General features: G+C 73.4%; 20 protein-coding genes. 5 read left to right on the top strand and 15 right to left on the bottom strand.

All coding sequences use genetic code 11. The features are described 5' to 3' along the window. Positions 1 to 23 precede the first annotated feature (23 nt). On the top strand, positions 24 to 821 hold the full coding sequence (locus tag B0I33_RS10485; RefSeq protein ID WP_245900585.1) for a TetR/AcrR family transcriptional regulator: 798 nt from the start codon (positions 24 to 26) through the stop codon (positions 819 to 821). On the opposite strand, the gene B0I33_RS10480 is transcribed toward B0I33_RS10485, so the two are convergent. The 6 genes from B0I33_RS10480 to B0I33_RS10455 all read right to left on the bottom strand — a co-directional run bounded on the left by B0I33_RS10480 (position 811) and on the right by B0I33_RS10455 (position 11,266). Continuing rightward, positions 811 to 1,641: an arginase family protein gene (locus tag B0I33_RS10480; protein WP_106178422.1), complete on the bottom strand. Its 831-nt coding sequence runs from the start codon at positions 1,639 to 1,641 to the stop codon at positions 811 to 813. The genes B0I33_RS10485 and B0I33_RS10480 overlap by 11 nt on opposite strands. Positions 1,642 to 1,729: 88 nt before the next feature. After that, positions 1,730 to 5,104 (bottom strand): pyruvate carboxylase, encoded by a 3,375-nt coding sequence (locus B0I33_RS10475; RefSeq protein ID WP_106178421.1) that lies wholly within the window; start codon positions 5,102 to 5,104, stop codon positions 1,730 to 1,732. Between the two features lie 90 nt (positions 5,105 to 5,194). Continuing rightward, the gene (locus B0I33_RS10470; RefSeq protein WP_106178420.1) at positions 5,195 to 6,133 is read right to left on the bottom strand and encodes a S8 family peptidase; all 939 of its coding nucleotides are present in this window, start codon (positions 6,131 to 6,133) and stop codon (positions 5,195 to 5,197) included. A 97-nt stretch (positions 6,134 to 6,230) separates the two neighbouring features. After that, positions 6,231 to 7,310: a M23 family metallopeptidase gene (locus B0I33_RS10465; protein ID WP_106178419.1), complete on the bottom strand. Its 1,080-nt coding sequence runs from the start codon at positions 7,308 to 7,310 to the stop codon at positions 6,231 to 6,233. A gap of 189 nt (positions 7,311 to 7,499) precedes the next feature. Continuing rightward, positions 7,500 to 9,659, bottom strand: a complete 2,160-nt coding sequence (gene recG, locus B0I33_RS10460) for an ATP-dependent DNA helicase RecG (RefSeq protein WP_106178418.1) — start codon at positions 9,657 to 9,659, stop codon at positions 7,500 to 7,502. Positions 9,660 to 9,661: 2 nt separating this feature from the next. After that, positions 9,662 to 11,266, bottom strand: coding sequence for a DAK2 domain-containing protein (locus tag B0I33_RS10455; RefSeq protein WP_106178865.1), 1,605 nt, complete (start codon positions 11,264 to 11,266; stop codon positions 9,662 to 9,664). 143 nt (positions 11,267 to 11,409) lie between these two features. Between B0I33_RS10455 and rpmB the strand changes: the two genes are divergently transcribed. Continuing rightward, entirely contained in the window at positions 11,410 to 11,601 is a 192-nt protein-coding gene (gene rpmB, locus B0I33_RS10450; protein ID WP_106178864.1) for a 50S ribosomal protein L28, read from the top strand. A 120-nt stretch (positions 11,602 to 11,721) separates the two neighbouring features. Here rpmB and B0I33_RS10445 read toward each other — a convergent pair whose 3' ends face one another. Genes B0I33_RS10445 through B0I33_RS10430 form a run of 4 tightly spaced genes read right to left on the bottom strand, consistent with a single transcriptional unit; the run spans position 11,722 to position 14,410 of the window. Then, on the bottom strand, positions 11,722 to 12,399 hold the full coding sequence (locus B0I33_RS10445; protein WP_106178417.1) for a uracil-DNA glycosylase: 678 nt from the start codon (positions 12,397 to 12,399) through the stop codon (positions 11,722 to 11,724). 11 nt (positions 12,400 to 12,410) lie between these two features. Continuing rightward, entirely contained in the window at positions 12,411 to 12,941 is a 531-nt protein-coding gene (locus B0I33_RS10440) for a gamma carbonic anhydrase family protein (protein ID WP_106178416.1), read from the bottom strand. Positions 12,942 to 12,950: 9 nt separating this feature from the next. Further along, entirely contained in the window at positions 12,951 to 13,424 is a 474-nt protein-coding gene (locus B0I33_RS10435; protein ID WP_106178415.1) for a GNAT family N-acetyltransferase, read from the bottom strand. 17 nt (positions 13,425 to 13,441) lie between these two features. Beyond that, a complete protein-coding gene (locus B0I33_RS10430; RefSeq protein WP_281259367.1) occupies positions 13,442 to 14,410 on the bottom strand; it encodes a thiamine-phosphate kinase in 969 nt (322 codons plus the stop codon). 125 nt (positions 14,411 to 14,535) lie between these two features. Between B0I33_RS10430 and B0I33_RS10425 the strand changes: the two genes are divergently transcribed. After that, positions 14,536 to 14,769 (top strand): Lrp/AsnC family transcriptional regulator, encoded by a 234-nt coding sequence (locus B0I33_RS10425; protein WP_106178414.1) that lies wholly within the window; start codon positions 14,536 to 14,538, stop codon positions 14,767 to 14,769. Between the two features lie 20 nt (positions 14,770 to 14,789). Continuing rightward, the gene (locus B0I33_RS10420) at positions 14,790 to 15,341 is read left to right on the top strand and encodes a DUF3515 domain-containing protein (protein WP_106178413.1); all 552 of its coding nucleotides are present in this window, start codon (positions 14,790 to 14,792) and stop codon (positions 15,339 to 15,341) included. 46 nt (positions 15,342 to 15,387) lie between these two features. Here the strand turns inward: B0I33_RS10420 and B0I33_RS10415 are convergent, their stop codons facing one another. Next, the gene (locus tag B0I33_RS10415; RefSeq protein WP_106178412.1) at positions 15,388 to 16,485 is read right to left on the bottom strand and encodes a D-alanine--D-alanine ligase family protein; all 1,098 of its coding nucleotides are present in this window, start codon (positions 16,483 to 16,485) and stop codon (positions 15,388 to 15,390) included. An 11-nt stretch (positions 16,486 to 16,496) separates the two neighbouring features. Beyond that, a complete protein-coding gene (gene pdxR / locus B0I33_RS10410; RefSeq protein ID WP_245900583.1) occupies positions 16,497 to 17,879 on the bottom strand; it encodes a MocR-like pyridoxine biosynthesis transcription factor PdxR in 1,383 nt (460 codons plus the stop codon). A gap of 68 nt (positions 17,880 to 17,947) precedes the next feature. On the opposite strand from pdxR, the gene B0I33_RS10405 reads away from it, so the two are divergent. Continuing rightward, a complete protein-coding gene (locus tag B0I33_RS10405; RefSeq protein ID WP_106178410.1) occupies positions 17,948 to 18,634 on the top strand; it encodes a pyridoxamine 5'-phosphate oxidase family protein in 687 nt (228 codons plus the stop codon). Between the two features lie 28 nt (positions 18,635 to 18,662). Here B0I33_RS10405 and B0I33_RS10400 read toward each other — a convergent pair whose 3' ends face one another. The 3 genes from B0I33_RS10400 to B0I33_RS10390 all read right to left on the bottom strand — a co-directional run bounded on the left by B0I33_RS10400 (position 18,663) and on the right by B0I33_RS10390 (position 21,064). Continuing rightward, positions 18,663 to 19,139 (bottom strand): cysteine dioxygenase, encoded by a 477-nt coding sequence (locus tag B0I33_RS10400; protein ID WP_106178409.1) that lies wholly within the window; start codon positions 19,137 to 19,139, stop codon positions 18,663 to 18,665. 214 nt (positions 19,140 to 19,353) lie between these two features. Then, positions 19,354 to 20,364: an NAD(P)H-dependent glycerol-3-phosphate dehydrogenase gene (locus B0I33_RS10395; protein WP_106178408.1), complete on the bottom strand. Its 1,011-nt coding sequence runs from the start codon at positions 20,362 to 20,364 to the stop codon at positions 19,354 to 19,356. 1 nt (position 20,365) lies between these two features. After that, on the bottom strand, positions 20,366 to 21,064 hold the full coding sequence (locus tag B0I33_RS10390) for a lysophospholipid acyltransferase family protein (protein ID WP_106178407.1): 699 nt from the start codon (positions 21,062 to 21,064) through the stop codon (positions 20,366 to 20,368). Positions 21,065 to 21,142: the final 78 nt, after the last annotated feature.

The raw sequence follows: 21,142 nt of genomic DNA, 5'->3' as shown, positions 1-21,142 counted from the left end.
ACTTATACGCAGAAGTAGAATGCGTGTCAACCGAGGGAGAGCGGGAGGCGACGCACTCGATGGACCAGCGGACCGGCACGGGACTGCCCGCGAGCTTCGAGCTGGCGTGGGGCGTGCGGGAGCAGCCGAACAAGGGGCCCAAGCGCGGCCTGAGCCTCGACCGCATCATCGCCACGGCGATCGCGGTCGCGGACGCCGAGGGGCTGCGGGCGGTGTCGATGGGCCGTGTGGCGACCGAACTGGGAGCCGCGCCGATGTCCCTGTACCGCTACGTGGCGACCAAGGACGAGCTGCTCACGCTGGCGGCCGACGCGGCGTACGGGCCGCCGCCGGACGTTCCCCTGCCCGGCGAGGACTGGCGGAGCGCCCTCGCCCGGTGGGCCCGCGCGGAACGGGACGGCCTGCGGGCACGCCGGTGGATCCTGCAGATCCCGATCAGCGGGCCCCCGACCACGCCCAACGCCGTGGCCTGGATGGACCGCGCGCTGCGCTGCGTGGAGGGGACCGGACTCGACGCGGGCGAGCGGATGGGGGTCCTGCTACTGGTGACCGGCTTCGTGCGCAGCAACGTGCTCATCGAGTCGCAGATCGTCGAGGCGATGGAGGCGGCGGGACAGCCCGCGGAGACCCGGCTCGACGGCTACGGCAAGCGGCTGGCCGCCGTCGCCGACCGGGCCCGGTTCCCCGCCCTGCACGCGGTGATCGACACCGGGGTGCTCGACGAGGAGTCCGGCGACGAGAACGAGGACTTCGACTTCGGGCTCGACCGCGTCCTCGACGGCATCGAGGCGCTGATCGGCACCCGGTCCCTCAGGCCCTGAGCAGCCTGCCCAGCGCGGCCAGCACCGGCTCCAGCGGCCGCACCTGGTCCATGTCCTCCGCGACGCACTCGGCCACGCACGCGCCCACCACCTCGACGCCGTCCAGCGCGGCGAGCCCGTCGAGGGCGGCGGCGAGCGCGGCGATGCCGAGGCCGCCGGGTTCCGGGTAGTCGGTGGCGCCGAACTCGCCGGGGTCGAGCACGTCGAGGTCCACGTGGACCGACAGGGCTCGGGCGCCGGTGGCGCGCACGGCGTCCCGGACGCGCCCGGGATCCGCCTCGGCCACCGGCACGTGCCCGGCCAGCCCGGACTCGACGGCTCGTGCCTCCTCGGGGTCGAACGCCCTGGTGCCCACCAGGACGGCGCGACCCGGCGTCAGCGCGGGCGCGGCGGCGAAGTCGGGATCGCCCTCGCCGAACAGCGAGCGCAGCACCATGCCGTGGTACGCCCCGGACGGGGAACTCGCGACGGTGTTCAGGTCGGCGTGCGCGTCGAACCAGACCGCCCCGAGCCCCTCGCCGTAGCGGAACCGGGCGACCCCCACCGGCACCAGGTCCACCGCGCAGTCCCCGCCGATGGTGAGCACCTTGCCCTCGGGCGCCTCCAGGGCGGCGAGCTGGGCGGACCGGTTGCGCACCAGCGCGTCCCTGTTCGCGATGCCGTCCACTGTGGACGACGTTTCCGCGTCGACGGGAACGGTGTCCACCGGCAGGCCGAGCACCTCGCCCGCCAGCTCCGCGAGCACCTCGCAGCCCCGGACGAGCCGTCCGGCGTGGGGGGTCAGTGCCCCCTGCCGCTGCGGCACAGCATGAATCCGCACGCCCCCACCCTACCGGCAGTGAAGGCCACCTTCACTGCGTCGAACGCAGTGAAGGTGGCCTTCACTGCCCACACGGACCGTGGGTCAGCTAGTCCAGGACGACCAGGAGGTCGCCGCCCTCCACCTGCTGCACGGAGTTGATGGCCAGCCGCTGCACGGTGCCGCCCACCTGCGCGGTGATCGCGGCCTCCATCTTCATCGCCTCGATGGTGGCGACGGTCTCGCCCGCCTCGACGGTGTCGCCCTCCGCCACCGAGGTCGTCACGACACCGGCGAACGGGGCCGCCACGTGCTTCGGGTTGTTCTTGTCCGCCTTCTCCTTCGCGGGCAGGTCCGAGGCCACCGACCGGTCGCGCACCTGGATCGGCCGCAACTGCCCGTTCAGCGTGGCCATCACCGTGCGCACGCCGCGCTCGTCGGCCTCGCCGATGGCTTCCAGCTCGATGAGCAGCCGCACACCCGGCTCGAGGTCCACGGCGTACTCCTCGCCAGGGCGCAGGCCGTAGAAGAAGTCCTTGCTCGGCAGCACGCTGGTGTCGCCGTAGGCCTCACGGTGCGCCTCGAACTCCTCGGTGGGCCCGGGGAACAGCAGCCGGTTGAGCGCGGCCCTGCGGTCGGCCGCGAGGTCCTGACGGTCCTGTTCGGACAGCTCGGCCACCGGCCTGGCCTCGGCCCTGCCCTCCAGCGCCTTGGTGCGGAACGGCTCGGGCCAGCCGCCCGGCGGGTCGCCGAGCTCGCCGCGCAGGAACCCGATGACGGAGTCGGGGATGTCGTACTTGCCGGGCTCGGCCTCGAACTCCTCCGGCGACACGCCCGCACCGACGAGGTGCAGCGCCAGGTCGCCGACCACCTTGGACGACGGCGTCACCTTCACCAGGTGACCGAGAATGCGGTCGGCCGCGGCGTACATGGCCTCGATGTCCTCGAACCGGTCGCCGAGCCCGAGCGCCCGCGCCTGCGTGCGCAGGTTGGACAGCTGCCCGCCGGGGATCTCGTGGTGGTACACCCGCCCGGTCGGCGACGCCAGTCCCGCCTCGAACGGCGCGTAGATCTTGCGCACGATCTCCCAGTACGGCTCCAGCTCCCCGATCGCCTGCAGGTCGAGGCCGGTGGGCCGGTCGGAGTGGTCGGTGGCCGCGACGATCGCCGACAGCGACGGCTGGGACGTGGTGCCCGCCATGGAGGCGACCGCGCCGTCGACGGCGTCCGCGCCCGCCCTGATGGCCGACAGGTAGGTGCCGAGCTGGCCGCCCGCCGTGTCGTGCGTGTGGATGTGCACCGGCAGGTCGAACTCCCGGCGCAACGCGGTCACCAGCTTCTCCGCCGCCGGTGCCCGCAGCAGCCCGGCCATGTCCTTGATCGCCAGCACGTGCGCGCCCGCGCCGACGATCTGCTCGGCCAGCTTGAGGTAGTAGTCGAGCGTGTAGATGTTCTCCGCCGGATCGGACAGGTCGGAGGTGTAGCACAGGGCGACCTCCGCGACGGCCTTGCCGGTGGCGCGCACGGCGTCGATCGCGGGCCGCATCTGCTCGATGTCGTTGAGGGCGTCGAAGATCCGGAAGATGTCGATGCCGGTCGCGGTCGCCTCCTCGACGAACGCGTCGGTCACCTCCGTCGGGTAGGGCGTGTAGCCGACGGTGTTGCGGCCCCGCAGCAGCATCTGCAGGCAGATGTTCGGCATCGCCTCGCGCAGGGCGGCGAGCCGCTCCCACGGGTCCTCGGCGAGGAAGCGCAGCGCGACGTCGTAGGTCGCGCCGCCCCAGCACTCCACCGACAGCAGCTCCGGCACGGTGCGCGCGACCACGGGCGCGATCGCCAGCAGGTCCTTGGTGCGCACCCGGGTGGCCAGCAGCGACTGGTGCGCGTCGCGGAACGTCGTGTCGGTGACGCCGATGTGCGGCGCCGACCGCAGCCAGCGGGCGAAGCCCTCGGGGCCGAGCTCGGTCAGCTTCTGCTTGGACCCGGCTGGCGGGTCGGTCGGCGGCAGCGCGGGCAGCTTCGACTCGGGGTTGATGAGGTGCGGCCGCTCCCCGTGCGGCTTGTTGACCGTCACGTCGGCGAGGTAGGTCAGCAGCCGGGTGCCACGGTCGGCCGAGTGCCGCGCGGTGAGCAGGTGCGGGCGCTCCTCGATGAACGCGGTGGTGACCCGGCCCGCCTGGAAGTCCTGGTCGTCGAGCACCGCCTGCAGGAACGGGATGTTGGTCGCCACACCCCGGATGCGGAACTCGGCGAGGGCGCGGCGGGCACGGCCCACGGCGGTCTTGAAGTCCCGGCCGCGGCAGGTGAGCTTCACCAGCATCGAGTCGAAGTGCGCGCTGATCTCGGTGCCCGCGAACGCGGTGCCGCCGTCGAGCCGGATGCCCGAGCCGCCCGGCGAGCGGTAGGCGCTGATCATCCCGGTGTCCGGCCGGAAGCCGTTGGCCGGGTCCTCGGTGGTGATGCGGCACTGCAGCGCGGCGCCGCGCAGGTAGACCTTCTCCTGCGACAGTTCCAGGTCGGACAGCGTCTCGCCGGCCGCGATCCGCAGCTGCGACTGCACCAGGTCGACGTCGGTGACCTCCTCGGTGACCGTGTGCTCGACCTGGATGCGGGGGTTCATCTCGATGAAGACGTGGTTGCCGTCGCGGTCGAGCAGGAACTCGACCGTGCCCGCGTTGCGGTAGCCGATCTGCCGGGCGAACCGCACGGCGTCGGCGCAGATCCGTTCGCGCAGTTCCGGGTCGAGGTTCGGGGCGGGCGCCAGCTCGATCACCTTCTGGTGCCTGCGCTGGACGGAGCAGTCCCGTTCGTACAGGTGCATCACGTTTCCCTGCCCGTCGGCCAGGATCTGCACCTCGATGTGCCTCGGCTCCACGACGGCCTTCTCCAGGAACACCGTGGGGTCGCCGAACGCGGACTCCGCCTCGCGGGACGCGGCCTCGATCGCCTCGCGCAGGTTCGCGGGGTTCTCCACCCGGCGCATGCCCCGGCCGCCACCACCGGCGACCGCCTTGACGAAGACGGGGAAGCCGAGTTCCTCGGCGGCCGCGGCGAGCGTGTCCACATCGGACGAGGGAGCGGACGAGCCGAGCACGGGCACGCCCGCCTCCCGGGCGGCGGCCACGGCCCTGGCCTTGTTACCGGTCAGTTCGAGGATGTCGGCACTGGGCCCGACGAACGTGATCCCTGCCTCCTCGCAGGCCCGCGCCAGGTCCGGGTTCTCGGAGAGGAACCCGTAGCCGGGGTACACGGCGTCGGCCCCGGCCTGGCGGGCGGCGTGCACGATCTCCTCGACCGAGAGGTAGGCGCGCACGGGGTGGCCCTGCTCGCCGATCTCGTAAGCCTCGTCGGCCTTCAGTCGGTGCAGCGAGTTGCGGTCCTCGTGCGGGAACACGGCGATCGTTCCGGCTCCCAGTTCGTAGGCCGCGCGGAACGCTCGGATGGCGATCTCACCACGATTGGCGACGAGCACCTTGCGGAACATGCCCGGTCCTTCCCTTTGTGCGGATCGGTGGCGTGGGCACGTTACCGCGTGCCTCCCGCTCCACGGGAGTTCCGTCCCAAGTGCTGGACCTCACTCCCCACTGTCCGGCGGACTGTGGAGCAGGCGATTCGCGGTGTTCTCCGGTACCCCTTCCAGGATGCCCTCGATGGCGCCACCGGTCAGCGCGGCGACGGTCTGGGCCGGGGTGGCCTCCGGGTGCAGCGACCGGTACACGGCGGCGACCCCGGCCACGTGCGCCGCGGCGGCGGACGTACCGGTCAGCTCGAACGTGCCGCCGCCGAGGCCGGGCACGCGGATACCGGCGCCGGGGGCGTAGAGGTCGACCGCGGGCCCGAAGTTCGACGTCTCCGTCGGGCGGTCCGCCCGGTCGCTCGCCGCGACGGTCAGCACCTCCGGCACGCGGCCGGGGGAGAACTGGCCCGCCTCGCCGCCCGCGCCGCCCGCGGGCACGACGACGGGCATCTTCTCGGCCAGCCCGCGCGCGGCGCTGTCCACGGCCTCCCCCGCGGGTCCGCCGATGCCGAGCAGCGCGACGGCGGGCTGCCGTGCGTGGTTGGCCACCCAGTCGATACCCGCGACGACGGTGAGGCCGTTGCCGCCGCCCTCGGCGTCCACCACGCGGACGGGCACGATCGTCACGCCCTTCGCGACGCCGTGCGCCTCGCCACCGACGATCCCGGCGAGGCCGGTGCCGTGCCCGTTCGTGTCGCGGGCGTAGTCGTCGCCGTCGACGAAGTCCCGGCCGCGCCAGACCCGCCCCTCGAAGTCGGGGTGGGTGCCGTCCACACCGCTGTCGATGACGTACACGGTCACGTTCGCGGCGTCGGCGGGGTACCGGTAGCGCTGGTCGAGGCCCTCCCGCTGGTCGATGCGGTCGAGCCCCCAGTTCGGCGGGTCGGCCTGCTCACCTTCCCGCGCGTGCGCGGGCGCCGCGGTGACCAGTGCCGCGACCGCCGCGACGCAGGTGGCCAGGACGAGGTGCGGGAACCGGGCCGGTCGAAGTGCCATGGGGTCCGTCTACCCGCCCGTGGCGGTTCTCGCAGGCCGACTACCACTCGTGAGTGAAAAACGTCGTTCTTACCACGTTTCTCACTCACGAGCCCCGTCAGATGGCCACTCCGTTGCTCCGTAACCACACCAGCGGGTCGATCTTGTGCCCGCCCTGGTGGACCTCGAAGTGCAGGTGCGGCCCGGTCGACTGGCCGCGGTTGCCCATCGTGGCGATCCGCTGCCCCGCCGACACGCGCTGGCCGACGGACACCAGCGACTCGTTGATGTGGCCGTAGACGGTGATCAGCCCGTTGTCGTGGCGGACGCGCACCCACAGCCCGAACCCGCTCGCGGGCCCGGACGAGATCACCTCGCCTGCCATGGCCGACACGATCGGCGTGCCGATGCTGTTGGCGATGTCGATGCCGTAGTGGATCGTGCCGCCGCGCGGACCGTATCCCGAGGTGAACCTGCCCGTCGTCGGCCGGACCACGCCGGAGGCGCTCACCGGGGCCGGCGCCGGTGCGCCTGCCGCCTCCGCCTGCCGCGGCGCCTGCAGTTCCCGCTTCCTGGCGAGGAGCTCGTCGGTCTCCCGCCGCGCGGCGTCGCGCTGCCGGACGGCGGCGCGGTAGGCCCGTTCGGCGGCGGACCTGGCCTCGCCCGCCGCGCGCCGGTCGGCGTCGGCCCGGCCGAGGGCCGCCCGCGCGGCCCGGTCGAGCGCGGCTTTCCGGTCCACCGCGCGGCGCATGTCCTGCAGCACGTCCAGCTGCCTGCCACCGAGGGCGTTGAGCATCGAGGCGCGCGCGAGGAAGTCGGTCGGGCTGTCGGAGCCGAGGTAGGAGATGACCGAGCCGACCACGCTGCCCTGCCGGTAGCTGGCGGCGGCGAACTCGTCGACCTCCTGCCGCACCCGCTGGACGCGGGCGGCGGCGGCCCGGGCCTGCTCGCCCGCGCGCCGGGCGGCCTCGCGCGCGGCCTCGGCCCGCCTGGTCATCGTGTGGTGCCGCCGTTCCGCCGCGGTGAACCGCTGGTAGGTGGCGGCGAGCCGGGTCTGCGCGGCTGCCAGGTCGGATTCGGCGGCCGCGATCCGGTCCGCCGGCGAGTCCTCGTTCTGCCGCGCGGCGGCGAACGGGGCGCCGAACGTGGCCACGAGGAGGAACACGAGGCACAGCAACGCAGGACGACGCGCATCCATGTGCGTCTCCATCAGTGTCGGCGCGCGCCGCGGCGGGGGATCCACGGGCACGCGCGGGGTCGGGGGTGGGGGAACTATGCGCCCCGGCGCCGCCGCGAATCCACAGACTTTGATCTGCGCCACAACATTTCGGTTACGAGAACACGACAGTTCAGCGCAACGTTGTTGACTGACCGCGGAGTGCGGCCATCAGGCCTTCGCCAGGTACTCCGCGCTCTCGTCGTCGATCACCTCGGAGACCAGGTGGGCCAGCCCCGGGTGGTCCGTCAGCCGCGGATCGGACTCGACGATCTGCTGCGCCACCGTGCGTGCCCGCGCGATCACGTCCTCGTCCTCCAGCAGCGACAACAACTTCAGCCCGGAGCGCTTGCCGGACTGCGCCGCACCGAGGACGTCGCCCTCGCGCCGCAGCTCGAGATCGAGCCGGGACAGCTCGAATCCGTCCAGTGTGGACTCCACGGCCGACAGCCGCGCGCGGGTGCTCGTCCCGTCGAGCGCCTCGGTGACCAGCAGGCACAGGCCGGGCACCTGGCCGCGGCCGACCCGCCCGCGCAGCTGGTGCAGCTGGCTCACCCCGAACCGGTCCGCGTCCATGATCACCATGGCGGTCGCGTTCGGCACGTTGACGCCGACCTCGATGACCGTCGTGGCCACGAGCACGTCCAGCTCCCCCGCCGCGAACGCCCGCATCACGGAGTCCTTCTCGTCGCTCGGCAGCCTGCCGTGCAGCACCCCCACGCGCAGCCCGGCGAGCGGCCCCTCCGCCAGCTGCGGCGCCAGGTCCAGCACGGCGACGGCGGGGCGCCGGTCCGACTTGTCCGCGGGCGGCTCGTCCCCGATCCGCGGGCACACCACGTAGGCCTGGTGCCCCTTGCCCGCCTCCTCGACGAGGCGCTGCCACACGCGCTCCAGCCATGCGGGCTTCTCGGCCACCGGCACCACCGTGGTCGAGATCGGCGAGCGCCCCGCGGGCAGCTCGCGCAGCGACGAGGTCTCCAGGTCGCCGTACACGGTCATCGCCACCGTGCGCGGGATGGGCGTCGCCGTCATCACCAGCACGTGCGGGCTCTTGCCCTCCGCCGCCCGCGACCGCAGCGCGTCCCGCTGCTCCACGCCGAACCGGTGCTGTTCGTCGACCACCACGAGTGCGAGGTCGGCGAACGTGACGTGCTCCTGGATCAGCGCGTGTGTGCCGACGACGATCCCGGCGGCACCGCTCGCGGCGTCGAGCAGCGCCTGCTTGCGCTCCTTCGCCGGCATCGACCCGGTGAGCAGCGCGACCCGCGTCGCGTTCTCCGCGCCGCCCAGCTCCCCCGCCATCGCCAGGTCGCCGAGCAGTTCGCGCAGCGAACGCGCGTGCTGCGCGGCGAGCACCTCGGTGGGCGCGAGCATGGCCGCCTGCCTGCCCGCGTCCACCGCCTGCAGCATCGCCCGCAGCGCGACGACCGTCTTGCCGCTGCCGACCTCGCCCTGCAGCAGCCGGTTCATCGGGTGCTCACCCGCGAGGTCGGCGGCGATGCGGTCGCCCACCTCGCGCTGGCCCCCGGTGAGGTCGAACGGCAGCCGCGCGTCGAAGGCGTCGCCGATACCGCCCTCGCGCGGCGGGCAGGCGGGCGCGGGCCGCGACACGGTGGAGTACCGGCGCTGCGCGAAGATCAGCTGCACCGCCATGGCCTCGTCCCACTTCAGCCGCGCCCTGGCCGCGTCGAGCGCCTCCCAGCTGTCCGGGCGGTGGATGCCGCGCAGCGCGGCGTCGAGATCGGCCAGCCGGTGACGCTCGCGCAGCTGTCCCGGCAGCGGGTCCTCCTGGGGGTCGAGCAGGTCGAGCACCTGCCGCACGCACTTGCCGATGGTCCAGGACTGCACGCCCGCGGCCGCCGGGTAGACCGGGATGATCTCCGCCAGGAAGCTGTCCATCGTGGACAGTTCGTCGCCCTCGGGGTCGAGCAGCTCGTACTCCGGGTTGGCCAGCTGCAGGGTGTTGCGGAACGCGTTGACCTTCCCGGCGAACAGGCCCGTGCGGCCCGGCCGCAGCTCCCGCTCGCGCCACGCCTGGTTGCCGAAGAACGCGCAGTTGAGCCTGCGGTGCCCGTCGGTGATGACCACCTCGAGGATGTGCCCCTTGCGAGCGCGCATCGGCTTCCTGGTCACGTGCTCGACGCGGGCCAGCACCGTGGCATGCTCACCGAGCTCCAGCCCGGCGATGTCGGTGAGCTCGCCCCGCTTGGCGTAGCGGCGCGGGTAGTGCCGCAGCAGCTCGCCGACCGTCCCGATGCCGAGCGACTTCTCCAGCGCGTCCGCGCTGCGCTTCCCGAGCAGGGGGCGCAGCGGGTCCCGCATCGTGGCCATCGTCACTCCACCCCCATCAGCAGCAGCGCCTCGCTCTGCCCTCCGGGATAGCACACCAGTTCGACTTCGGGGTGGTCGGCCCGCAGGCGCTCCGCGAGCACCTCGCCGATGCCGTCGGGCGCCTCCCGGCCGGTGAGCACCGTGACCAGCTCGCCGCCGACCGCGAGCAGCCGTTCGAGCACGTCCAGGGCCGCCGTCTCGACCGCCGACGCGGCGGAGGCCGGCACGATCAGCACCGCCTCGCCGTCGACGAGCCCCACCAGGTCGCCAGCCTGTGCCCGGCCGACCCAGGTGATCGACTCCTCCCCGGCCACCACGAGCTCGGCCCTGCGGGTGGCCGCGGCGGCCTCGGCCATCGCCACCACGTCGTCGTTGACCCTGCGGTCCGGGTCGTGCACGGCGAGCGCGGCCAGCACCTGCACGGGCGACGCGCACGGCACCACCACCACGTCGCGGTCCTCCAGCACCGCGTGCCCCGCGACGCGTTCCGCGGCGCCGGTGAGCCGGACGTCGCCCGGCAGCACCGTCACGTGTGCCGCGGCGGTCTCGGTGACCAGGCCGAGCAGTTCCTCCGCCGTCGGCTCGGCACCGGCCTCCACCGCGAGCACCGGAACCCCCTCGGCGCTGATGAGCTCGGCCAGGTCGGCGCCGCGGACGACGGCGACGACGGCGCGGTTGTCCCTCGCCGCGCCCGTGTCCTCGGGCACCGGCGTCATCAACGGCTCCACCCGGACCCGGTGGGGCCTGCCGTGCGCGAGCCCGGCCTCCAGCGCCGCGCCGATGTCGCCGCAGTGGACGTGCACCGCGTGGTTGCCCGCACCGTCGCCGGCGACGGTGACGCTGTCCCCGAGCGCGGACAGGGCGCGGCGCAGGGCGGGCAGGGCCGCCTCCTCGGCGCCCTCCAGCAGGTACATCACCTCCCACGCGCGCGGCTGCGGTGGGACGGGCGCGGCGCCCGCGCGCAGCGTCCGGGCGGGTTCCGGCTCGGTCCCGTGCAGCACGCCCACCAGCGCGTCGAGCACGGCCACCACCCCGCGCCCACCCGCGTCCACCACCCCGGCCACGGCGAGCGCGGCCAGCTGGTTGGGGGTCTCGTCGAGGGCTTCCGCGGCCGCCTTCGCCGCCTGCGCGGCGACCGTGCCCGCGTCGGCCGAGGCGGGTCCGGTTCCCGCGGTGCCGACGGTGGTGGCGACCGCGTGCAGCACGCTCAGCATCGTGCCCGCGACCGGGCGGGCGACGGCGTCGGTGGCCACGACGTCCGCCCGGACCAGCGCGGCGGCCAGCGCGGTCCCGTCGAGTTCGGCCTGGTCACCCGCCACCTCGGCGATCCCGCGCAGCACCTGCGAGAGGATCACCCCGGAGTTTCCCCTCGCGGCGAGGACCGCGCCCCTGGCCAGCGTGGCCAGCGCGGGACCGGCGCCCGCCGCGTCCCGGTCGGCCTCGAGCGCGTCGCGGGCCCCGGTGAGGGTGTGCAGCAGGTTGGAGCCGGTGTCCGAGTCGGCGACCGGGTAGACGTTGATGCCGTCGATGTCCGCGCGCAGCGCCTCCAGGCTGTGCACGCACGCGGCGGCCCACGCGCGTACGGCTGCCGCGTCCAGGGCGCGCACCACGTATCCTCCGTAGCGGTTCAGGGCGTCGGACCGAGCGTAGCGACCCGGCTTCGGCGGCCGGGAGCGCACCGGCTACCCTGTTCGAGTTGCCCGGCACCGCCGGGTCGATCGGTTTCCCTATTTCTCGAGGAGTGTTCGACGTGGCTGCCGTGTGCGACGTCTGTGGCAAGGGGCCGGGCTTCGGCAAGTCGGTCTCGCACTCCCACCGGCGTACCAACCGCCGGTGGAACCCGAACATCCAGACCGTGCACGCGCGGATCGGGCTTTCCCAGAAGAAGCGCCTCAACGTGTGCACCTCGTGCCTGAAGGCGGGCAAGGTCGTCCGCGGCTGAGCCACCCCCAGCGCTGCGAGCGGCCCGGTGAGTCTCACCGGGCCGTTTTCGTGCGTACGGGCTCGTGAGTGCGGAACGTGGTAAGAACCACGTTGCGCACTCACGAGCGGCGACCAGCGGTTACGGCAGCTTCCAGTCGATCGGCCCCGAGCCCTGCCGTTCCAGGAGCTCGTTGGCCCTGCTGAACGGGCGGGAGCCGAAGAAGCCGTTGTGCGCGGACAGCGGGCTCGGGTGCACCGACTCCAGGCACGGCACGTCGCCCAGCAGTGGCTTGAGCTTGCGGGCGTTGCTGCCCCACAGGATCGCGACCAGGGGCGCCTCGCGCGCGGCGAGCGCCCGGATGGCCTGCTCGGTGATCTCCTCCCAGCCCTTGCCCTGGTGCGAGTTGGGCTTACCGGGCTGCACGGTGAGGGCCCGGTTGAGCAGCAGCACGCCCTGCCGGGTCCACGGCGTGAGGTCGCCGTTCGACGGCATCGGGTGGCCCAGGTCGTCGCAGTACTCCTGGTAGATGTTCACCAGGCTCTTCGGCAGCGGCCGGACGTCGGGCGCCACCGCGAAGCACAACCCGATCGGATGCCCCGGCGTCGGGTACGGGTCCTGGCCGACGATCAGCACGCGGACGTCGTCGAACGGCTGCTGGAAGGCACGCAGGATGTTGTCGCCGGACGGCAGGTAGCGGCGCCCGGCCGCGACCTCCGCACGCAGGAACTCCCCCATGGCGGTGATGCGGTCCGCGACGGGCTCGAGGGCTTTCGCCCAGCCTGACTCGACGATCTCGGGCAGCGGTCGTGCGGTCACGGCCCGCGACTCTAGCGCGGCCGGTCGAGGCGGCGAAGCTCGGCCCGGAACCGCTTTGCGCGCCGCACGTAACCGTCCACCACGGCCGCGATCTGTTCCGGCCCGAACGAGGTGTTCGGGCGGGTCTTCGCGGGCACGCCGAGCGCGATGTGCCCGCCAGGGACGTGCGCGCCGTAGGACAGCACGGCCCCGGCGCCGACCATGCCCCCGTCCTCGACGACGGTGCCGTTGAGCACCACGGCCCCCGACGCGATGAGGCAGCCGCTGCCGATCGTGGCGCCCTCGACGTGCACCGCGTGGCCGATGGCCGAGCCCGCGCCGAGCACGGTCGGATGCCGCTCGGTGCAGTGCAGCACGCAGCCGTCCTGCACGTTGGACCGCTCGCCGAGCTCGATGTAGCCGTGGTCGCCGCGCAGCACGGTCTGCGGCCACACCGACGCCTCGGCGGCGATGCGCACGTCCCCGATCACCGTCGCGTCCGGGTGGACGTAGGCGTCCGGGTGGATGCTGGGCTCCAGCTCACCGAGCGCGTAGATCGCCATGTGCCGCTCCTACAGCTCCTTCGCCAGGCAGATGCTCTCCGGAGTGTGCCGGTAGACCCCGAACTTGGGAATGTCGGTGTAACCGGAGGAACGGTAGAGCGCGATGGCCTCCGGCTGCCGGGTGCCCGTCTCCAGGACCAGCCGGGTGCGCCCCGCGTCCTTCGCCGTCCGCTCCAGCTCGGCCAGCATCGCGCGGGCGAGCCCCCGGCCACGCATCGCGTCGACGACGTACATCCGCTTCAGCTCCGCGTCACCGGGCCGGAACTCGGGCTCCTCGTCGCCGTCGTGGGCTCGCCAGCCACCGCTGGCCACCGGCGCGCCGTCGACGTAACCGAGCAGGAACAGCCCGTTCGGGGGCGCGAACTCGGCAGGGTCGACCGGGGTCACGTCCGGATCGCCGTAGCGGCGCACGTACTCCTGCTGCACGGCGTCGATCAGCTTCCGGGCGTCGGGGTCGTCGAAGGCGGCAACGCGAATGTCCACGGGCCCATGAAACACGGTCAGCGCCAGTGCTCCCAACCGGTTTCGCCGTCGTACGGCCTGCCGTCCACCGTCACGCCGGTGTCGGGCAGCAGCACGGTGCCGATCCGGGTCCAGCCCTCGGGCAGATCCGTGTACGAGGGGAACGTCGCCGCCAGCGCATGATCCTCGCCACCGGTGAGCACCCACCGCATCGGGTCGGCGCCGAGCGCGGTGCCCACGTCCACCAGTTTCTGGTCCAGCGTCAGCCGGTCGGTCTGGACGTCGATGCCCACGCCGGAGGCGAGGGCGAGGTGCCCGAGGTCGGCGAGCAGCCCGTCCGAGACGTCGATCATCGCGGTGGCGCCCGCGATCGCGGCGGCGGGCCCCGCGGCGTACGGCGGTTCGGGGGATCGCTGCGCGTTCACGACGCCGACCGGCGAGCGGAAGCCGCGCCCGAGCACGGCGAGCCCGGCGGCGGCCCAGCCGAGCCGCCCGCACACGGCGACGACATCGCCCGGCCTTGCCCCGGAGCGCGTGACGGGCGGGCGGCCGCCCAGGTCGCCCAGCGCCGTGATGCTGAGCACCAGCTCCTCGGCGCGCACCACGTCCCCGCCGACGATGCCGACCCTGGCCCGCGCCGCCTCCTCCCACATGCCGTCGACCAGCTGGGTGACGACGGAGGTCTCGGTGTCCGGTGGGCACGCGAGCCCCACGAGCACCGACGTGGGCACGGCTCCCATCGCGGCGATGTCGGCGAGGTTCACCGCCACCGCCTTGCGGCCCACGTGGGCCGGGCTGGACCAGCCGAAGCGGAAGTGCACGTTCTGCACCAGGACGTCGGTGGTCGCCACCACCCGGCCGTCGGGCGCGGCGACCACCGCCGCGTCGTCACCGGGCCCGAGCAGCGTCGTGGACGGCTGTGCCCGGCCCTCCGTCATCGCGCCGATCAGCCCGAACTCGCCGATCCCTGCCACGGTGTCCCCACCGGGCGTGGTTCTGTCGGCCACTGCACACCTCCGGTCCGCCCCTGCCCGCACCACCGACACTCGGATGTCCGATCTTTGCCCGACTGCGGTACGTTGCTGCCAACGTTCCTATCCTGAGCCGATCGATCCAGACGAAGGGGCGCGCCGTGGTCCACGCATACATCCTCATCCAGACCGAGGTCGGCAAGGCTGCCTCCGTCGCGGCCGAGATCGCAGGCATCCCCGGCGTCACCAGCTCCGAGGATGTCACCGGCCCCTACGACGTCATCGTCCGTGCCGCCGCCGACAACGTCGACCAGCTCGGTCAGCTCGTGGTCGCGAAGGTACAGAACGTGGAGGGCATCACGCGCACGCTGACCTGCCCGGTGGTCCACCTGTAGGCCTGTGCTGTAGTGGGGACATGGAGACCGGCCCGACCGACACCGGCGCCCCGCCGCGCTCCCTGCTCGTCGTCGCGGCCGCCCTCGCCGTCGCGCTGGCCGTCGTCGTCGCCGTCCTGGGGCTGACGGCCGGGCCGGAGGACTCCCCCGGCTCGGACGGCGGGCCGCTCGCGCTCGTCGCCGTGCCCGCGCCCCAGTCCGACACGCCACACTGCGACAGGCTCGTCGAGGCGGTGCCGCAGGCGCTGGAGTCGTCCGGCGAGCGGCTGCAGCGGCGCGAGCTGGCCGAACCCGCACCGCCCGCGACCGTCGCGTGGGGCGGGGAACGCCCGGTGGTGCTGCGCTGCGGGCTGGACCGCCCGCCCGAGCTGACCCGCACGGCATCGCTGCGGGAGGTCAACGACGTCCGGTGGCTCCCTGTGCCCGGCGAGGGCACGGCGACCTGGTACGTCGTGGACCGGGAGGTCTACGTGGCGCTCACCGTGCCCGACGGCACCGGGACGGGGCCGTTGCAGGCCGTCTCGGACACCGTGTCCGCGACACTGGAACCGGTGGAGCCGCGGTTCGACTGACGCGGCGCGTCAGGCCGGATGAGCTGGATCAGCCGGATCGGCCGGATCAGCGCAGCCCGGTGCCGCGGGCCAGCGCCGTGTCGACGAGCGTGGTCAGCAGGGTCGGGTAGTCGACGCCGGTGACCGACCACATCTTCGGGTAGGCCGACGTCGAGGTGAACCCCGGCATGGTGTTCACCTCGTTGATGGTGAGCTCGCCGTTCGCGCCGACGAAGAAGTCGACCCGCGCGAGGCCCTGGCAGTCCAGCGCGGCGAAGGCCCGGACCGCGCACTCCCGCAGCCGCTCGGTGACGGAGTCGTCCAGTTTGGCGGGGATGTCCAGTTCCGCGTCCTCACCCAGGTACTTGGTCTCGAAGTCGTACCAGGCGTCCGGGTCGGCGCTGAGCACGCGGATCTCGGCGGGCAGCGACGCCTCGACGCGCCCGTCCGGGAACTCCAGCACCCCGCACTCGACCTCGCGGCCGGTGACAGCGGCCTCGATGAGGACCTTCGGATCGGTCTCACGCGCCAGCGCGATGGCGTCGTCGAGGTCGGCCCAGTCGGTGACCTTGCTGATGCCGACCGACGATCCGGCCCTGGCCGGCTTGACGAACACCGGCAGGCCGAGCCGCCGCCGGTCGGCCTCGTCCAGAGTGGACTGTCCACGCCGGAGCGCGGCGTAGGAGCCCACCGGCAGCCCCTCGGCGGCCAGCAGCTTCTTCGCGAACTCCTTGTCCATCGCGGCGGAGCTGGCGAGCACGCCCGCGCCCACGTACGGCAGGCCTGCCATCTCCAGCATGCCCTGGATGGTGCCGTCCTCGCCGAACGCGCCGTGCAGCACGGGGAAGACGACGTCGACGCCGCCCAGCAGCTCGACGGCCTCGCCCTGCTCGACGGAGATGAGCTCCCGCCGGGTGGGGTCGCCTGCCAGCACGAGCGCCTTGCCGTCCTCCACCGAGGGCAGCTCGCGACCGCGGATGCGCAGCCGCTCCGGGTCGTTCGTGCCGAGCACCCAGCCCCCGGCCGGCGTGATGCCGATCGGGACGACCTCGAACCGGTCCGGGTCCAGGTTCGCCAGCACACTGCCCGCGGACACGCAGGAAATGGTGTGCTCCGAGCTGCGTCCCCCGAACACGACGGCGACTCGTGTCTTGCGGCTACTCATGGGCGGCCACCCTACCCCCGCTGCCCCCACAGCAGGTCCACGAGCACCCCGAGCGCACCCTGCAGCGCCTCCCGCGAGCACCCCGCGTAGCCGACGGTGACCCCGTGCGCCGTGGCTGGCCCGGTGAAGTGCCTGCGCAGTCCGTCGAGGAGCAGCCCGTGCTCGCGGCCCGCGGCGATCCGCGCCCGCTCGTCCTCGGCCGAAGGCAGCGGGACGACGAGGTGCGCGCCCGCGTCGTCGCCCAGCACCCGGATCCCCGCCGCGCGCAGGGCGGTCACGAGCAGGGACCGCCGCTCCGACAGCTCCCGGCGCAGCCTGCGCAGGTGCCTGCCGAGGTCGCCGTGGCGGGCCAGCTCCACGAGCACTCGCTGGCCCGCGGGCGAGGGCCGCGTTCCGGTGGCGTCGCGGTACTCCAGCACGGCGGAGGTGACCGAGGGCGGGGCGACCATCCAGCCCGCGCCGAGCACCGGGGTGAGGATCTTGCTGGTGGTGCCCAGGTGCGCCACCACGTCCGGGGCCAGCGACACGAGCAGCGGCAGCGGGGCCACGTCGTAGCGCAGCTCGCCGTCGTAGTCGTCCTCGATGAGCAGGAAGTCCTCGGCCCTGGCCCGTTCCACGAGCTCGACGCGGCGCGAGGCGCTCATCCGGCTGCCCATCGGGTACTGGTGCGCGGGCGAGCAGTAGACCGCCCGCGCGCCCGCCGGGACCTCGGCGGGCCGCAGCCCTTCCGAGTCGACCCCGACGGGCACCACCGTCAGCCCGGCCCGCCGGAACGCCTGCACGGCCCGCTGGTAGCCCGGTTCCTCCATGGCGACGACGTCGCCGGGCCGCAGCACGGCGTTCGCCAGCTCCACCACGGCGGCCGTCGTGCCGCCCGTCGCGAGCACGGATTCGGTGCCCGCGGCCAGCCCGCGGTGGCGCAGCAGGTGCTCGACGACGGCGGCGCGGTACTCCGGCAGCCCGCCGCGCGGCGCGTACAGGGTGGGCGGCGCGTCGGCGGCGGCCCGCCAGGCGCGCCGCCACGCGGCCCGGTCGAGACCGTCGGCCCACGGCACGCCCGGCGTGAGCACGAGCAGGTCCGGCGGCACGGCGTCGCGTGCCACGACCGCCGTGCGCGCGGGCCGCCCGGTGGGTGGCGACGTGGTGACGTACGTGCCGGAGCCGTGCCGCCCGGCGATCCAGCCCTCGGCGTGCAGTTGCTCGTACGCGGCGGAGGTGACGGTGCGGCTGACGCCGAGCCTGCCCGCGAGGGCGCGGGTGGACGGCAGCCGGTCACCACCGCGAAGATGTCCGGAGGCGGCGGACTCCCGCAGGGCGTCGGCGAGCTGGACGGCGAGGGGCACCTCGGACGAGCGGTCGAGCGTGACCGGCAGCGCCGTGTCACCGGAACCCAAAGTGGCCTCCTCGTCTTGGCCGAGATTGGCCATTCAAAAGTACCACTCGGCGCGGCGAGGCTGGGGGCATGACGATCGCACGCCCGCTGTCCCCGACACCCCGCTCCACCCTCACCCGCAAGAAGAACCGCGCCGTCCTCGACCGCGAGGTGCTGTACGAGGTGCTGGACGCGGGGCTCGTGTGCCACCTCGGGCTCCTGCTCGACGGCTCCCCCGTCGTGCTGCCGACCGGCTACGGGCGCGACGGCGACACCCTCTACCTGCACGGCTCGACGGGCGCGGGCAACCTGCGGGAAGCGGCGAAGGGCGCCGGCGTGTGCGTCACGGTGACGCTGCTCGACGGGATCGTCTACGCCCGCTCGCTCAACAACCACTCCATGAACTACCGCTGCGCCGTCGTGCACGGCCGCGCCAGGGCGGTGACCGGCGAGGACGAGAAGTGGCACGGGCTGCGCGTGGTGAGCGACCACCTGTCCCCCGGTTCGTGGGAGCACGCCAGGGCCGTGAACCCGAAGGAGTTCGCCTCCGTGACCGTGCTCGCCCTGGACCTCGCCGAGGCGTCGGTGAAGGTCCGCGCGGGCAACGCGGGCGACGAGCCGGAGGACGTCGCGCACGGCACCGCGTGGGCGGGCGTGCTGCCGGTGCACACGGTGTTCGGCACCCCCGAGCCCGCGCCCTACGTGCCCGGGGAGACCCCCGTGCCCGCGCACGTCGCCGACCGCGCCGGGAAGCCGGTCGACGCGCCTCGTGAGTGAGGAACGTGGTTAGAACAACGTTCCTCACTCACGAGACCAGGCGGCCGGTCACGGGGTCGACCTGGTACGGCCGCAGGGTCCGCTCGGACCGGTAGACATGCACGCTGATCGCCGGGTCGGGCCCCGCATTGCGGACCTCGTGCACATAGCCGGGCCCGAAGACCCTCGACTGCCCGGTGCCGGGCGTGTGGACCTCGGTGAGCACGCGCCCGTCCGGCGCCCGGCGCGTGACCGTCTCGGTCAGCGTGCCCGACACGACGGTGAACGCGCCGGTGGCGTCGCCGTGGTCGTGCAGACCGGTGGCCTGCCCCGGCAGCCAGCTCAGCAGCCACACCTCCTGGTCGCCGGAGCGGTCCAGGAGCACGGCGAAGCGCTCGTCGGGGTCGTAGCGCAGCAGGTTGCGCCAGCGCTCCCGGTCGGCGGCGAACTCGAGCGCCGTGCGGACGGGGTGGCGCAGCAGCGCCTTCTCGACAGGGGCGATGGTGTTCTCGGGAACGGCGAACATGGGTGTCCTCGGGAAAAGCGCGGAGAAAGAGAGAGCGTGCGGGGGCGTGGCCGGGGTCAGGTCACCGGCAACAGCGAGGACACGGCGCGCAGGCGAACGGGCGGTGGCCGGTGCGGCCCCGCCGTACGTTCTCGTCTCGCGTCAGCACACCGCCAGCGAACCAGTGCCCGGAGCCGGCGTCAAACCGATCCCACTCCGTGGACGGCGCCGTGGGTCACGACCACTCGTGCTTGCGTTCCCGGCCGAGCAGCTCCGCGCCGACGCGGGCCGGGTCGACACCCTCATGGCACACCCGGTACATCGCGTCGGTGATCGGCATGTCGGCCCCGACGCCGCGGGCCAGCTCGCGGATCGACCGGCACGACATGACGCCCTCCGCCACCTGGCCACCCGCGGCGGCCTGCGCCTGCCCCATCGACTCGCCCCGCCCGATGCGCTCGCCGAAGCTGCGGTTGCGCGACAGCGGCGACGAGCAGGTGGCGACGAGATCGCCGACCCCCGCCAGTCCCGCGAACGTCAGCGGGTCGGCGCCCAGCTTCGCGCCGAGCCGCGCCATCTCGGCCAGCCCGCGCGTGATGAGGGTGGCCATCGTGTTGGTGCCGAAGCCCAGTCCCGCCGCCATGCCGCAGCTGAGCGCGATGACGTTCTTGCACGCACCGCCGAGCTCGCAGCCCACCACGTCGGTGTTGGTGTACGGGCGGAAGTAGCGGTTGGCGCTCGCCTTCTGGATCGCCACCGCGCGCTCGTGGTCGGCGCACGCCAGCACCGCCGCCGACGGCTGCTCCGCCGCGATCTCGCGGGCGAGGTTGGGGCCGGAGACCACCACGATCTCCCCGGCGGGCACACCGGCGATCTCGCTGATCACTTCGCTCATCCGCTTCAGTGTGCCCAGCTCGACCCCCTTGGCGAGGCTGACCAGCACCGCGTCGCGCGGCAGCAGGTCACGCCAGCCGGTGAGGTTGGCCCGCAGCGACTGGCTCGGCACCGCGAGCACCACGGCCTCCGCCCCGGCGAGCGCCTCGGCGGCGTCGGCGGTGGCGGTGAGCCGGTCCGGCAGGCGCACCCCGGGCAGGTAGCCGGTGTTGGTGTGCCCCGTGCGGATCTCCTCGGCGATCTCGGCCCGCCGGGCCCACATCGTGACGTCGCGGCCGGCGTCCGCCAGCACCTTCGCGAAGGTCGTGCCCCACGACCCCGCCCCGAGCACCGTGACGCGTTGCACACTCATCTCAGGCGCCGTCCCCGGTCTTCGCGGGCGGCTGCTCGCCACGGATCTCGCACAGCAGGTCCAGCACCCGGCCCATCACCACGTCGGTGACCTCGCGCAGCACCGCGGGTGTGCGCTCGGCGTCCCGGTAGGCCGAGAGGTCGATCGGCTCCCCCACCGAATGGATCACGGTCTTGCGCGGGAACGGCCGGAACTTCTTCGTGTAGCCGTTCCAGATCGCGTGCGTGCCCCAGCGCGCGATGGGGATCACCGGCACGTCGTTCTCCAGCGCCAGCCGGGCCACCCCGGTGTACGACCGCTTGGGCCAGGCGTCCGGGTGCCGCGTGATCGTCCCTTCCGGATAGATGACCACGATCTTGCCGTCGCGGAGCGTGTCGTGGGCGGCCTGCAGGCTGTCCCCCGCCGTGGACGTGCCCCTGGACACCGGGATGCCGCCGGATCCGAGCAGGATCTTGCCGAAGACCGGCACGCGGGTGAGGCTGTCCTTGGCCATGAACCGGGGCACCCGCCGGTTGCGGTGCACGAACACCGCGTCGACGGCCGGGTCGAGGTGGGAGATGTGGTTCAGCACGAGCAGGGCGGGCCCGTGCCGGGGGATGCGCTCCGCCCCGCGGTACTCGCTGCGCCCGATCCAGGTCAGCGGGTAGAACAGGGCGGCGGCGGCACCGACCCAGAAGCCGCCCTTCTCCCGATCAGCCAAGGCTCCTCCTCCACGTCCGCACACGGTCACCTCGCCTCGGCCGATCCTCCCACAAGCACCGGAGCCGCCGATTCGGTC

Source organism: Prauserella shujinwangii (assembly GCF_003001955.1).
GTDB lineage: Bacteria > Actinomycetota > Actinomycetes > Mycobacteriales > Pseudonocardiaceae > Qaidamihabitans > Qaidamihabitans shujinwangii.
This window is presented reverse-complemented; position numbering and strand designations above follow the sequence as displayed.